Source organism: Dyella mobilis, from assembly GCF_016904945.1.
Taxonomy (GTDB): domain Bacteria; phylum Pseudomonadota; class Gammaproteobacteria; order Xanthomonadales; family Rhodanobacteraceae; genus Dyella_B; species Dyella_B mobilis.
Window position 1 is genome coordinate 596,320 of sequence record NZ_JADIKF010000038.1, and the last position, 13,130, is coordinate 609,449.

General features: G+C 64.8%; 13 protein-coding genes. 9 read left to right on the top strand and 4 right to left on the bottom strand.

Annotation, left to right across the window (positions count from 1 at the left end):
• Positions 1 to 12: 12 nt before the first annotated feature.
• Positions 13 to 1,026 carry an RNA 3'-terminal phosphate cyclase gene (rtcA, locus tag ISS99_RS10270; RefSeq protein ID WP_284343754.1) on the top strand — a complete coding sequence of 338 codons (1,014 nt, stop codon included), beginning with the start codon at positions 13 to 15 and terminating at the stop codon, positions 1,024 to 1,026.
• Positions 1,027 to 1,032: 6 nt separating this feature from the next.
• On the opposite strand, the gene ISS99_RS10275 is transcribed toward rtcA, so the two are convergent.
• Positions 1,033 to 1,911 carry a LysR family transcriptional regulator gene (locus tag ISS99_RS10275; protein WP_204631510.1) on the bottom strand — a complete coding sequence of 293 codons (879 nt, stop codon included), beginning with the start codon at positions 1,909 to 1,911 and terminating at the stop codon, positions 1,033 to 1,035.
• Positions 1,912 to 2,185: 274 nt separating this feature from the next.
• Between ISS99_RS10275 and ISS99_RS10280 the strand changes: the two genes are divergently transcribed.
• The 5 genes from ISS99_RS10280 to ISS99_RS10300 all read left to right on the top strand — a co-directional run bounded on the left by ISS99_RS10280 (position 2,186) and on the right by ISS99_RS10300 (position 8,030).
• Positions 2,186 to 4,258 (top strand): FUSC family protein, encoded by a 2,073-nt coding sequence (locus ISS99_RS10280; protein ID WP_204631511.1) that lies wholly within the window; start codon positions 2,186 to 2,188, stop codon positions 4,256 to 4,258.
• On the top strand, positions 4,251 to 4,466 hold the full coding sequence (locus tag ISS99_RS10285; protein WP_204631512.1) for a DUF1656 domain-containing protein: 216 nt from the start codon (positions 4,251 to 4,253) through the stop codon (positions 4,464 to 4,466). The genes ISS99_RS10280 and ISS99_RS10285 overlap by 8 nt, the downstream gene beginning before the upstream one ends.
• 22 nt (positions 4,467 to 4,488) lie before the next feature.
• Positions 4,489 to 5,367, top strand: a complete 879-nt coding sequence (locus tag ISS99_RS10290; protein ID WP_239537824.1) for an efflux RND transporter periplasmic adaptor subunit — start codon at positions 4,489 to 4,491, stop codon at positions 5,365 to 5,367.
• Positions 5,361 to 6,773 carry an efflux transporter outer membrane subunit gene (locus ISS99_RS10295; protein WP_204631514.1) on the top strand — a complete coding sequence of 471 codons (1,413 nt, stop codon included), beginning with the start codon at positions 5,361 to 5,363 and terminating at the stop codon, positions 6,771 to 6,773. Before ISS99_RS10290 ends, ISS99_RS10295 begins: the two co-directional genes overlap by 7 nt.
• A gap of 390 nt (positions 6,774 to 7,163) precedes the next feature.
• Positions 7,164 to 8,030 (top strand): CPBP family intramembrane glutamic endopeptidase, encoded by an 867-nt coding sequence (locus ISS99_RS10300; protein ID WP_204631515.1) that lies wholly within the window; start codon positions 7,164 to 7,166, stop codon positions 8,028 to 8,030.
• A gap of 20 nt (positions 8,031 to 8,050) precedes the next feature.
• Here ISS99_RS10300 and ISS99_RS10305 read toward each other — a convergent pair whose 3' ends face one another.
• The 3 genes from ISS99_RS10305 to ISS99_RS10315 are packed head-to-tail and all read right to left on the bottom strand — an operon-like array spanning position 8,051 to position 9,316.
• The gene (locus tag ISS99_RS10305; RefSeq protein ID WP_204631516.1) at positions 8,051 to 8,374 is read right to left on the bottom strand and encodes a hypothetical protein; all 324 of its coding nucleotides are present in this window, start codon (positions 8,372 to 8,374) and stop codon (positions 8,051 to 8,053) included.
• Positions 8,371 to 8,946, bottom strand: a complete 576-nt coding sequence (locus ISS99_RS10310; protein WP_204631517.1) for an RNA polymerase sigma factor — start codon at positions 8,944 to 8,946, stop codon at positions 8,371 to 8,373. Before ISS99_RS10310 ends, ISS99_RS10305 begins: the two co-directional genes overlap by 4 nt.
• Positions 8,939 to 9,316: a DUF6249 domain-containing protein gene (locus tag ISS99_RS10315; protein WP_204631518.1), complete on the bottom strand. Its 378-nt coding sequence runs from the start codon at positions 9,314 to 9,316 to the stop codon at positions 8,939 to 8,941. Before ISS99_RS10315 ends, ISS99_RS10310 begins: the two co-directional genes overlap by 8 nt.
• A 439-nt stretch (positions 9,317 to 9,755) precedes the next feature.
• On the opposite strand from ISS99_RS10315, the gene ISS99_RS10320 reads away from it, so the two are divergent.
• The 3 genes from ISS99_RS10320 to ISS99_RS10330 all read left to right on the top strand — a co-directional run bounded on the left by ISS99_RS10320 (position 9,756) and on the right by ISS99_RS10330 (position 13,032).
• The gene (locus tag ISS99_RS10320) at positions 9,756 to 11,042 is read left to right on the top strand and encodes an MFS transporter (protein ID WP_204631519.1); all 1,287 of its coding nucleotides are present in this window, start codon (positions 9,756 to 9,758) and stop codon (positions 11,040 to 11,042) included.
• Positions 11,039 to 12,037 carry a helix-turn-helix domain-containing protein gene (locus ISS99_RS10325; RefSeq protein ID WP_204631520.1) on the top strand — a complete coding sequence of 333 codons (999 nt, stop codon included), beginning with the start codon at positions 11,039 to 11,041 and terminating at the stop codon, positions 12,035 to 12,037. The genes ISS99_RS10320 and ISS99_RS10325 overlap by 4 nt, the downstream gene beginning before the upstream one ends.
• A 179-nt stretch (positions 12,038 to 12,216) precedes the next feature.
• Positions 12,217 to 13,032 (top strand): sulfotransferase family protein, encoded by an 816-nt coding sequence (locus ISS99_RS10330; RefSeq protein WP_204631521.1) that lies wholly within the window; start codon positions 12,217 to 12,219, stop codon positions 13,030 to 13,032.
• The last annotated feature ends 98 nt before the right edge of the window (positions 13,033 to 13,130 follow it).

A 13,130-nucleotide genomic window follows, 5' to 3' on the forward strand; every position in this document is an offset into this window, starting at 1 on the left:
AAGGGGAAACACGTGATCGAGATCGATGGCGCGCAAGGCGGCGGTCAGCTGCTGCGCACCGCTTTGACATTGAGCATGGTGACGGGGGAGCCCTTCACCATGACGGGCATTCGCGCCGGACGCAGTCGTCCGGGGCTGATGCGACAGCACCTGACGGCGGTCGACGCCGCGCGGCAGGTGAGCCATGCGAGTGTCGCCGGAGCCGAGCCTGGTTCGCGGCAACTGGTCTTTACGCCGGGTGGTGTGCGTGCGGGAGATTTCCAGTTTGCGATCGGTACGGCCGGTTCGACCACCCTGGTTCTGCAGACGATCCTGCCTGCGCTGTGCCTTGCGGATGGCCCGTCAACCATCCGCCTGGAAGGCGGTACGCACAACCCGCTGGCGCCGCCCGCGAACTTCCTGACCGATACGTTCGCACCGCTGCTGGCGAAGATGGGCACAAGTACGGACATTCGCCTGGAGCGTCACGGTTTCTATCCGGCCGGCGGCGGCGTGTTGCAGGTAAAGGTCGTGCCCGTATCCGCATTGCAGCCGTTGCATCTGGAGGAACGTGGCGCATTGCAGGCGGTATCGGCGCGCGCGCTGATTTCCGGCATTCACGACAGTGTTGCCCAGCGCGAGTTGAATGTCGTTGCGCGCAGGCTGCAGTTGCCGCCGGACGCGTTGGAATTGCGCGCCATCAGCCAGCCGCTCGGCCCGGGCAACGCATTGAGCGTGCGGGTGGCTTGCGAACACCTGGTCGAAACATTCACCGCATTCGGCGAACGTGGTGTGAGTGCCGAGCAGGTCGCCGAGCGCGTGTGCGACGAAGCGCAGGCCTATCTCAAGGCGGATGTGGCGACGGGGGTGCATTTGGCCGATCAGCTGCTGTTGCCGATGGCGCTGGCCGGGGGCGGATCGTTTACCACGATGGCACCCTCCGATCATTCCTACAGCAATGCGGCGCTCATCCAGAAATTCGTGGCGGTCGATATCGACTACGAGGAACTGGGAGCAAACCGCTGGCGCTGCGTCATACGGAAATAGAGTGCTTCAGGTGGAGGAGCCCACGCGCTCCTCCACCGCCTTGGGCGAGGCGGCGCGCAGGCCTTCGCGGATGCGCTCCATCACGCCTTTGTCTGCCTTGGCTGAATGGACGGCGTAGGCGGAATAGGAAAACTCCGGGCTGTCCGGCACCAGTGCGAGGCGGCCGTCTTCCAGATGGCGGCGCACGAAGCCTTTGCGGAAATAGCCGCTGCCGCCCACGGCGAGGATGTAATCGAGTGCGAGCGGTCCGTAGCTGGTCGACACCACTGGGTTGGGCTGCTCCGGAAAGGCGGCCTGATAGCTGACGGCGAACGCATCGCCCCAGTCGATGCGCACGTGGTCTTCCGGTTGCAGCGGATGCTTCAGCTGGGTCGAGGTGGTGCTCACCATCACCAGCTTCTCCTGGAACAGGAGTTCGGCGACGACACCCGGGCGTTGCGGCGCGGCGTAGACGATGGCCACATCCAGCAAGCCGGCCTGCACGCGATCGACCAGGCGTTCGGCATCGTCGATCTGCGCGTTCACCGCGTACTCGGGACAGGCGTGGCGCATCCACACCATCCATTCGCGCAAAAAGGGATCCCACAAGCTGAGCTCGGCGCCGATGGTCACGACCATCTGGCGCCCCGGCGGCAACGCCACCGCTTTGCGCGCGCGCTCCCACGCCAGCACCATGGTGGTGGCAAAGCGCAGGAACTGCTCGCCGGCGGCGGTCAGCCGTGCGCCGGCCTTGTTGCGCACGAACAGCGGGCGGTCCAGCTGTTCCTCCAGCACGCGGATGCGCGCGCTGACCGCGGTCTGGGTCAAATTGAGGTTGGCGGCAGCGCTGACGAAGCTGCCGGTCTTGACGATTTCCAGGAAGGTGCGCGCCGCGCTGATGTCCATCTATCAAAGATTTGGTTTTTAATGGCCTGATAATTCTAATATTTTTCTGGATGAGCCGTGAGCCCTCCGCCTGTGCGGGTGAGGTCATGACCGCGGCATCGAAGCGGGATTCTGCTCGCATCCCGCTTTAAGCGCACTTTTATTGTTGGCATCCAGCAATATTTTGATCTGAGCCCGGTGCGGCTTATCGGGCAAAATGCGTGCGCTCCTGCGGCCCCCTGGCATCCGCCCCCGGCCGTACCGGCACCTACCCGCACCTCGTTCCTTCGCCCACATGCCTGCTACCGCCCGGACGGCGCCCTCGCCGTGGTCCCTGTTTCTGCTCGACCCGCAGAAGCTCCTGTTTTCGCTGAGCAGCTTCATTGCCGCGGCGATCACCCTGGGCGTTGCCTTCGAAGCCAGCCTGCCGCGCCCCTGGTGGGCGTTGCTGACGGTGTATGTCACCGCACAGCCGATGGCCGGTGCGTTCCGGCCCAAGGTGCTGTATCGCCTGGGCGGCATTCTTACCGGTGCGGCGATGACCATCCTGCTGGTGCCCAACCTGCAGCATGCGCCGGAACTGCTGGTGCTGTGCCTGGCGGCGTGGACCGGCTTCTGCATCTATCTGGCCGTGCTGGACCGCACGCCGCGCGCGTTCCTGTTCCAGATGGCGGCCTTCAGCTCGGCGGTGATCAGCTTCCCGTACCTGGACGACCCGGCCGACATCTTCACCACCACCATCTCACGCGTGGAGGAAATGGCCGTGGCGATTGTCAGCGTGAGCGTGGTGCACGGCATCCTGCAGCCGTGGAGCGCCACGCCGGTGATCCGCGATCGCGCACACGCTTTTCTTGTCCACGCCGCGCGCTGGACACGCGAAGCGCTGGGCCGTCGCCACACGCGGCTGGAGTACGAGCATCGCCGCATGCTGGCGGCAGATGTCACCGAGCTGGGCATGATGGCCATCCATCTGCCGTTCGACCAACGCCCGGCCAGCGTCGGTCGCCTGGTGGTGCTGGGTATGCAAAAGCAGCTGGCCACGATCCTGCCGCTGGCATCGGCGGCGGCCAACCGGCTGGACATGCTCAGCGCGCTGGCACCGCTGGAACCGGCTTTGGCGCAGCTCGTCGACGATGTCCGCGCGTGGCTGGCCGAACCGGTCGCCGAGCAATGCGCCAGTGGCGGCGAACTGGCCGCGCGTTGCCGCCGGCACGCGGCGCAGAGTGAGCAGCCGGCAACGTGGAAAGGTTTGTTGCGCGCCAGCTTGTGCGCGCGCATGGCCGAATTCATCGAGGCGCAGGTGGAAGGATGCCGGCTGGCGCACCAGGTGGAAAAACCCTCCGCGCCGGTGCAGGTGGATGTTGCCAAAAACCGCCGCGAGAAATCCTTTCCGCTGGCGCGCGATCACGGCCTGGCAATGCTGGCCGGCATGGCCACCGCCGCGGCGCTCATCTTGTATTGCACGGTGTGGATCCTGCTCGCCTGGCCCAGCGGCTCGGCTACGGCAGCGTTTGCCGCATTGATCACCTGTTCTTTTGCCGCGCAGGACGATCCGGCGCCGGTGCTCGGCCGCTATCTGGGCGCGACCTTGTTGACCTTTCCGCTGGCGGCGTTCTATCTGTTTGCGGTGCTGCCGCGCGTGGACGGCTACGGCATGCTGGTGGTGACATTGGCCCCCGCGTTGCTGGCCATCGGTTACGTGCAGGCGATGCCGGCATGGTCGGCGCGCGCGCTGCCGATGTTTTCCTGCCTGATCGTTGCGTTGGGTTTTCTCGATCGCTTCATTGCCGACTTCGCCACCTTCATCAATGTCGGCATGGCGCAGGTGGGCGGCATCATTGCGACCATCGTCATCGCCAAGCTGTTCCGTTCGGTCAATGTGCGTTGGACGGCGGGACGCATGGTGCGCGGCCATTGGTCGGAAATCGGACAGATGGCTTCGCTCGCACGTCCGTTCCGGCCTGCGCAGTGGACCGGCAAGGCGGTCGATCGCCTCGGGCAGATCGCTGCGCGCATGGCGGTGGCCGAAGGCAGCGATACCTTGCATGCGGCCGACGGCCTGGCCGACCTGCGCATTGGCCGCAACGTGATCGCCATCCGGCGCGCCGCGCTGAGGTTGCCCGCACCGATGTACGAGGCCGTGCGCGAGGTGCTGGAAGGCATCTCCACGTTGTTCCAGGCGCGTGCGCGAAAGGGCGAACTGCTGCCGCCGCCGGCGTCGTTGCTGGCGAGCATCGACAAAGCCATCGCCGCGGGAAGCCGCGTCATCTTGCCGGAGCCTGCACACGTCGCGCTGCTCGCCCTGGTCGGCATGCGCTGCAACCTGTTTCCCCACGCGCCGGCGCCGAGGATGGTCAGCGATGTTTGAAGAACTGCACGTGTTCGGCGTCTATCTGCCTGCCGCGCTGGTCTGGGCCGTACTGGCCGGGATCACGGCGCACCTGCTGCGCGGGTTGCTGCAACGTTTTTCGTGGTCTGCCGTGTTCGGCCATCCGGGCGTGCTGGAACTGGCGCTGTTCGCACTGTTGTGGTGGGGCCTGACCGTGGGCGCCGATACTTTCTTTTACCGTGGATAATGCCTTGATCAACGCTTGGCTCTTGAAGATCGTACGTCTGCTTTTCACGCTGCTGGCGATCGCCGCGCTGCTGATCGCGGTGCGCGCGCTGTGGATACGCAACCAGGTTGCGCCGGTGACGCGCGACGGCAAAGTGGTGGCCGACATCGTGCCGGTGGCGACCGACGTGGCCGGGCTGATCACCGACGTGCGCGTGCACGACAATCAAACCGTGCAGCAAGGCCAGGTGTTGCTGGTGATCGATCCGTCGCGCTACGCCATCGCGTTGCAGCAGGCGCAGGCCAATCTCGGCAATCAGCGCGCGGCGCTGGCGGAAGCTGCGCGCGAAGACCGCCGCAACCGCTCGATGTCCAACGTCGTGGCGAGCGAAGTGATCGAGCAGGGGCAGACCAAGGTGGAGCAACTGCGCATGGCCGTTGCCCAGGCTTCCGCCGCGCGCGATCTTGCCCAGCTCAACCTGGACCGCACCGTGATCAAGGCACCGGTAAGCGGCGAGGTGACCAATGTGACGCTGCAACCGGGCATCTATCTCACTGTCGGCAAGCCGGCGCTGGCGCTGGTGGATATGCCGTCCTTGCGCGTGGAAGGCTATTTCGAAGAAACCAAGTTGCAGCACATCCACATCGGCGATCGCGCCAGCATTCACCTGATGGGCGTGCCCGGCGAGATCCGCGGTCACGTCCAAAGCATTGCCGGCGCCATCGAAGATCGCGAGCGCAGCGGCGACATCGCCAAGCTGGCCAACGTCAATCCCGCGTTCACCTGGGTGCGCCTGGCGCAGCGCATTCCGGTGCGCATCGCGATCGACCACGTGCCCGCGGGCATCCGCCTGGTGCCTGGCCAGACCGCCACCGTCGACGTGCAATCGGCCGATGCGCCGCGGAGGCTGCTGCCGTGGTAACGCTTCGTTCAACGCTTGCGACGCTGGCATGCGTCGCGGTTGCCGGTTGTGCGACGGTGGGGCCGGATTATCGCGTCCCGGCCAAGGCCGTGGTGAACGCATCGTCGGCACAGGGCGGTTTCGTTTCCGCATCCGCAGCGACCAGCGCCGCGCCGCTGCCGGATCACTGGTGGAAGCTCTACGACGATCCCGTGCTCGATCGTCTGATCGAGCAATCACTCGCCGCCAACACGCAGCTGCGTTTTGCCGAAGCCAATCTGCAGCACAGCGATGGCTTGCTGGCCGCTGCGCAGGCGCAGCGCTTCTCAGCCACGGTGGATGCGGCCACGGCGTGGAATCATCCTTCCGAAGAAGCCGTGCTCAAGCGCGTGGGCGTTACGCCCTATCAGAATTACAACGGCGGCATTGCCGTCAGCTACGACCTGGATCTGTTCGGCGCGATTCGCCGTGGTGTGGAAGCCGCCGGTGCGGACAACGAAGCGGCTGCGGCGGCGCGCGACCTGGTGCGCGTCAACGTGGCGGCGCAAACCGTGCAGGCGTATGCCGACATCTGCAATGCCGGGCATGAAATCACGCTCATGCAGAAGCGCATCGCGATCGAGCAGGACAATGCGCGCATGACGCAGGAGCTGGTATCGCACGGGCGCGCCTCGCCGCTGGATTTCACCCGGCAGCGCAACGCGGTAGCCACCACCCAGGCGCAATTGCCGCAACTGCAAGCGGTACAGCGCAATGCGGCGTTTCGTCTGGCTACGCTGGCCGGCCGGCCGCCGGCGGATTTCGATCGCGCCTTGCTCACCTGCAACGAGCCCCTGCACGTCGATCGGCCGCTGCCCGTCGGCAACGGGCAGGCCATGCTCAAGCGGCGCCCCGATGTGCGCGCGGCAGAGCGGCATCTGGCCGCCGCGACCGCTCGCATCGGCGTAGCCACCGCCGCGCTTTATCCGGATATCCGCTTCGGCGTCTCGGTGGGCTCGACCGGCAAGGCGGTGGATGCCCTGACCGGCTACACCAATCGCTACGCCATCGGTCCTTCGATCAGCTGGAACCTCAATCGCAATGCGGTGCGCGCACGCATCGAGCAGGCCAACGCGCAAAGCCAGGCCAGCCTCGCGGCTTTTGACGGCACCGTGTTGAATGCCTTGCGTGAAGTGGAAACCTCGCTGGACAACTACACGGCCGATCTCGACCGCCAGGATCAGCTGCAGGCAGCGCGCGACAGCGCTGCCAGCCGCGCAGCGCAAATGGAAGAACTGCAAAAGGGCGGCAGAGTCGACAGCCTCACCCTGCTGGCGGCGGAACGCGATCGCTGGACGGCCGAACAGGCGCTTGCGGCTAACGAGGCGGCGCTCAACCGCGATCAGATCGGGGTTTTTCTGGCCTTGGGCGGCGGCTGGCAGCGCTAGGGCCTGTTAGCACTATTTTCGTGGCCCGCGCCGGGAGCTGTTTGCGCGCTAGCCAAGGAAGAGTGAGGGAGTCGTCCGTACACGACCGAGCGATGACGCGGGATGGCGGGCAAACAGACCCGGCCCGTAGGGTTGCCGTTGAGTGGCCGCCATGCGGCAGCACGCGGCACCGGCTTGGCAGCCAGCCAAGTCAGTGCCACGCACTACCACCTGACGACCACTCAACGACAACGCGGGCTACGAAAATAGTGCTAACAGGCCCTAGTGTTGCGACTAGGCCGATAGGCACTCCCTCTTCGCGCCGATTTCCGACATAACCAGGATCGGCCCCGCCACTGCCATGGCGCGGGAGGGCGCGATCGGCGCCGATGACGAACCGGGGAGGTCGGCATGGCGGCGATCGAAAAGCCGTGGTCAAGAATCGGCATTTATCTTTTGCTGGTGCTTGCGCTGAGCACGGTGTTCTACGCGTTGATCATTGGATGCGGCCATCTGGCCGGCGGCCACGGCACCTATGTGCTCGCGCTCATGTGGTGTCCCGCCACGGCTGCGCTGTTGACCTGCCGCATCACCGGCAAATCGTATGCGGAACTGGGTTTCACCTGGCCGCGCACGCGCTGGGTACTTACCGCTTATTTCTTGCCGGTGATTTACGCGGGCTCGGCATACATCGTCGTGTGGCTGGCCGGCTGGGGTCGTTTCGGCAACCCACAGTTCCTGGCGGAAACGGCCAAGGCCTTCGGCTGGACGAGCGCGCCGGCGTGGCTGATCGGTGCGGGATCGCTGTTGATGTTCGGCGTGGTGGACATCGTCCGCGGCGTTGCATCCGGCCTTGGCGAAGAAATCGGCTGGCGCGGATTTCTTGCACCGGAGATCACCCGCGCCTGCGGCTTTACCGGCGGCACGCTGATCACCGGGGTGATCTGGGCGAGCTGGCACATGCCTATTCTCTTGTTCGCCGACTACAACGCCGGCACGCCGTGGTGGTTCGCCATGCCGTGCTTCGCGGTGATGGTGATCAGCACGAGCTTTGCGTTTGCATGGTTGCGATTGCGCTCGGGCAGCGTGTGGCCGGCGGCGATCCTGCATGGCAGCCACAACGTCTTCATCCAGTTGTGGCTTACGCCGATGACCGGCGCGCAAGGCCACATCACGCCCTATGCGATCGACGAGTTCGGTTTCATGCTGCCGCTGGCGGGCATCGTTGTGGGGATCGTGTTCTGGAGTAAGCGCAGGCAATTGCCGGCGATGGCGTGAACCTTTGATCGGTGCGGCGGTTAGCGAGCATTCGCTTCCGCCAACGCCCACCACGCCGCCAGCAACGACGTGCCGGCGACAACCAGCAGCACGGCGATGGCTGAGCTCGAAAGCTCACCGCTCAGCCAGTCCCGCAATCCTGCGTGAAGCAACGGCGTGGATGCCAGGCTGAGCCAGCACGCCACGCCGCCGGCCAGCAATCCCGTTGCTACGGGCCAGAACGCGACGCGGCGGCGCGGCGGTAGCTGTTGCATCACGCGATCGCAAAAGCCGTCGTCGGCCACGGGGCCTTCGAATTGTTTGCGCAGCAGCGCTTCGATCGGATCTTCGGGTTGATGATTCACGTTGTTCGTACCTCGTGGTTCGTTTCCTGCCATGCCGCCAGCCACGTTTTCAGCTTCGCCTTGCCGCGGTTGGCATGGGTTTTCACTGTGCCCAACGGCATCGCCAGCACATAAGCCGCTTCCTCGTGGCTCAAGCCCAGTTGCACGCAATGCAGCAGCACGGTCTGTTCGGCGCTCGACAAGCGCTGCATGGCGCGTTCGATATCCATCTGCAGATCCATGCTGTGCGCCGTCGCGGGCAGCTGCTCGATCGTTTCGTCGTCGGCCTCGTCCATCGACCACGACTTCTTGCGGTACGCCTGCAGAAAGCAGGAATAGGCAATGCGGTAAAGCCAGGTGGAAAACTTCGCGTCGCCGCGAAACTGGTCCAGCTTGCGCCACGCCAGCAGGAATGCTTCCTGCGCCAGGTCGTCCGCGGCGGCGTGGTCGCCGTGCAGCAGGCGGCGCAATTGCGCGCGCACCATGCCTTGATGGCGGCGCAGCAACTGCTCGAACGCGCGGCGATCGTTGCCCAGCAAGGCCCGGGCAACCAAGGCCTGGTCGATGCGCGCTTCGGCCGCGCTGTCAGCCACGCCCGCCCCCGCGCCGGTTCAGCCACCAACTGGCGAGATAGCCCAGGCCGATCATCGATGGCAGCAAGCCGATGCCCCACAGGCTGCCGATGCTGCGGCCGCTGTCGAGCTGGCCGGGCAAGGACAGAAACATCAGCATGATGCCGAGGCCGCCGCAGATGAGCACCAATGCGCGCCGCCGTTCCGTATCGGCGGCGCCGGGTTCGAGCAGCCATTGCGATGGCAGCTCCACGCCTTTGTCGGCCAGTTGCAGCAAGGTCTGGTAGCGCGCGCGGGTCTGCAGATGCTGATAGCGCAACACGATCAGCACGATCAGTATCGGCGTCAGCATCACCACGACTGGGATGAGTACAAATACAGGGGATTCCATGGTCTTGATTCCCGAAAAGTGGTTTGGATGGTCGATGAAACGAGTGTGCCTGATCCGGCATGCACTCAAGACGTTGCGGGTCCGGCGGCAGCGGGCGGGTGGCGGTGGGTCATCGGTGTGATGCTCCTGCGCATCCGTTGAGCGGCCGTCGGTGGCGGTGTCTGAAGCTTGGATGCGGCGACAGGCCCGATTGGATTCAGTCCGGTGCCGCCACGAAAATGTGAATTACGTCACATCACCGTCATAAGGTGACGCGCAGCGTCTGGCCGCCCGCGGACCGTGAACACCGGCCCTTTGCAGCGGCCCGCCAATGGTTTTTTTTGCTGGCACAAAGGTTGCTATCTGCTCCCCGATAGCTGGTCGCCAGGCTGTGCGGGAAGGGACTCGCGCGGTCTTGATGTTGCGACACCAAGGGGGCATGGCGTTGGCTGGATTCGGTTTGCAATCGCAAAAAAAAGCGATGTCGCTCGTCGGCTTGCTTGCCTTGGGGCATTGCCTGGCGTTTGTCGATCGCAATCTGCCGGCGGTCGCCGCACCCTTGTTGAAGGCGGATCTTGGCTTGTCGGATACGCAACTTGGCGTGCTCGACGGGCCCGCGTTCGTGCTGCTTTATGTGGTCGGCATCCTGGCCAGCTGGCCGTTCGCGCATTCGCGCCATCGATTTCGCCTGCTTGCCGCGTGCATCGCGACGTGGGCCATGGGCATGCTGATGTTCGCCCTTGGCCATTCGTTCGCGGCGCTGGTGGCTGCGCGCGCGTTGGTCGGTCTTGGCCAGGCAGCATACGTGCCGTTGGCGTTGGGATTGATCGTGGAGTGTTCGGCAACGACCTGGCGCGCGCGTGCCATGGCCACGTTCGCTGCGGGCGCGGCGGCGGGGCGCAGTCTTTCCATGTTGCTCGGTGGCGCCACGTTGGCGCTGTTTGCGCGGTGGATGCCTGGCGCGGGCTTTGCGCATTGGCGGTTGCTGTTCCTGGTGATGGCGGCGCCGAATCTCCTGCTGGTCGTCGCGTTGCTGCGCCGTGCGGAGCAGCCAAGCGCAGGGCTGCCTTCGGTGGCGGATGTCTTCAGGCAGATGCTGCTTGCGTTGCGCGAGCGGCCGGCGGTCATCGGCGCCTATTTTTGCGGGGCTGGGGCCAGCGTGCTGGTGGTGCAGACCATCGGCGCCTGGGCGCCGTCGGTATTGCATCGGGAACAAGGGCTTACGCCGGCAGCCGCGGCATTGATGTTCGGCATTTGCCTGATGGTGGCCTCGCCGCTGGGTTATCTGATTGCCGGCACGCTGGTCGACAAGGGCGGTACGCCGGTTGGCCGGCAGCAGGGAAAAATGTCGCCGACGGCGATCGTGGCCTGCGCCTTGTTGTTGGCGATACCGCTGTTCTATCTGATTCCTCACGCAAGCTCGGCTGCGCTGGCTTGCGGCCTGCTGGCCGCGGCTTCGCTGCTGAGCGGTGTCGCGGCTGTGGCCGCGCTGGCGGGGTTGCCGTCGCTGCTGCCTTCGTCGCTGCACGATGCGGGGTTGCGCATCTTTCTGGCATTCATCACGGTAACCGGCGTTGCCTTGGGTCCGTTCGCCACCGGCGTGGTCAGCGACGGCCTGGGGCTGGGCGGACACGGCCTGTCGCTGGCCTTGGGCAACGTGTGCGTTTTTGCGGCGTTGTTCGGTGCGGCGGCGGCGTTGCTGGCGCGAACCGGTTGGCATCGCGCGACGGCGGAGTGTGTCGCGTGAGCGAAATCTTCTGCTTTGACAGCGCCGCGTACGATCCCGATAGCGCATTTACCCACTATTGCGACCTGTACGCGCGAGGCGCGGATATCGAACGCACCGATGCGCCGTTCCATGCACGCGTGCGCAGCTGGCGGCTGGATCGCACCTTGCTGTTTGCGCGCGAATACGGCGGCATCCGCCACGTTCGCCGGGAACGCGTGGAAGCGGACGGCTTCGATCATTTCGTGCTCAGCCACGTGGTCAGCGGCGAGTTGATCGGAGGGCCCGATGGCAAGTCGATGTCGATCAAGCCCGGCGAGAGCCTGCTGATCGACACTACCGAGCCGGCCGAGACTGGCGCCGACAATGTCTCGCTGATCACCGTAAGCCTGGCACGCGACAGCGTGCGTGCCGCGGTAGGCGATGTCGAGGGCCTGCACGGCTATCTGATCGGCGCGAACGAGGGCGGGTTGCTCAGCGCCATGTTGCGCGCGCTGGTGCCGCAGATGCCGCATCTGCCGTTCGTGGCGCATTCGGCGATCACGCGCACGTTGATCGATCTGCTGTCGGTGGCCGTCAATCCGTTCGGCTCGGGTGCGCGTTCGGAGTTTTTCCGGGTCGAGCACGTGCGCTTCGAAAGCGTGCGGCGGTTGATCGAGGCGAACATCGCCACGCCGGACTTTTCCATCCAGGACATCACCCGCGCCACGGGTATTTCGCGCGCGGGCCTCTATCGCCTGTTCGAATCCAGCGGCGGCGTGAATCGCTTTATCCAGACGTGCCGGCTGCAACACCTGCGCGATCGGCTGGACGATCGCTCCTGCGATCAGCAGTCGCTGGCGGAGCTGGCGCCGACGGTCGGCTTTGCCGACGAGAGCCACGCGAGCCGTTTGTTCAAGCAGGCGTTCGGTATCGCTCCGGGCGCTTACCGCGCCGCCAGCATTCGCGGCACGCAAGACCCTTCGGTCGATTTGATGGCGCGCCGCTGGAACGGCAGCCTGACGGAGTTGCGCTGAAACTTGCGCCATCCTGTCTGTGCGTTCTAAACGTGAGACGCACAGATATGTTCCTCCCCTTGCCAAGCGCCTAGCATTGGTATCGATATAAAACTGTGATTGTTATCACACAAATAAACGACGCGAAGCGGCGGAGACCGGTCGTGTCCGGAATTTAGCTAAAGCCTACAGGGGGCTGGATGGATCGCCGGTTTCACTTTATTTCGGGCCTGCCCAGGTCCGGATCGACGCTGCTTTCGGCCATTCTGGCCCAGAACCCGCGCTTTCATGCGGGCATGAGCGGACCGCTCGGCGGCGCTTTCAACAACCTGCTGGGCGAGCTCAGTGGCCGCAACGAATACTCGGTATTCGTCTCCGACGCGCAGCGGCGCCGGATGCTCAAAGGCCTGTTCGACAACTACTACGGACCCGAATACGGCGCCGAGGTGGTGTTCGATACCAATCGCGCCTGGTGCTCCAAGATGGGGCAGCTGAAAGACCTGTTCCCGCAAGGCAAGGTGATCGCCTGCGTGCGGCACGTGTCGTGGATCATCGACAGCGTTGAGCAGCTGATCCGCAAGAACGCTTTCCAGCCCTCGTCCATCTTCAACTACCAGCCCGGCGGTACCGTGTACTCGCGCTCCGAAGGCCTGGCCAATGGCGACGGCATGGTGGGTTACGCCTATAACGCCTTGAAAGAAGCGTTCTACGGCGGCGATTCGCAGAACCTGATGCTGCTGCGCTACGAGACGCTCACCAGCGATCCGCAGCGCGCGATCCGGGCCGTCTACGACTTCATCGGCGAGCCCGCCTATCAGCACGATTTCGACAACATCAGCTACCAGGCCGATGAATTCGACCTGCGCGCGGGCACGCCCGGCTTGCACACCGTGCGCAAGAAAGTCGCCGTGCGCGAACGCCCCACCGTGCTGCCGCCGGATGTGTTCCGCCGTTTCGAAAACGACATCTTCTGGCTCGATCCGGCTTTGAACCCGCACCAAGTGCGGGTGGTTTGAACGCTGCGCGTCTGCGCAGTCAACGCTTTCCCGATTGAAGGCCGCTCATTGCGCGCAAGGAAGCACGACGCGAGCGCCTGACCGTAATTCAACAAATC

What these genes read in the sequence shown, in the direction of transcription:
- ISS99_RS10275 (WP_204631510.1), bottom strand. Translation starts at nt 1,911, where the DNA reads ATGGACATCAGCGCGGCGCGCACCTTCCTGGAAATCGTCAAGACCGGC.
- ISS99_RS10280 (WP_204631511.1), top strand. Translation starts at nt 2,186, where the DNA reads ATGCCTGCTACCGCCCGGACGGCGCCCTCGCCGTGGTCCCTGTTTCTG.
- ISS99_RS10285 (WP_204631512.1), top strand. Translation starts at nt 4,251, where the DNA reads ATGTTTGAAGAACTGCACGTGTTCGGCGTCTATCTGCCTGCCGCGCTG.
- ISS99_RS10300 (WP_204631515.1), top strand. Translation starts at nt 7,164, where the DNA reads ATGGCGGCGATCGAAAAGCCGTGGTCAAGAATCGGCATTTATCTTTTG.
- ISS99_RS10315 (WP_204631518.1), bottom strand. Translation starts at nt 9,316, where the DNA reads ATGGAATCCCCTGTATTTGTACTCATCCCAGTCGTGGTGATGCTGACG.
- ISS99_RS10330 (WP_204631521.1), top strand. Translation starts at nt 12,217, where the DNA reads ATGGATCGCCGGTTTCACTTTATTTCGGGCCTGCCCAGGTCCGGATCG.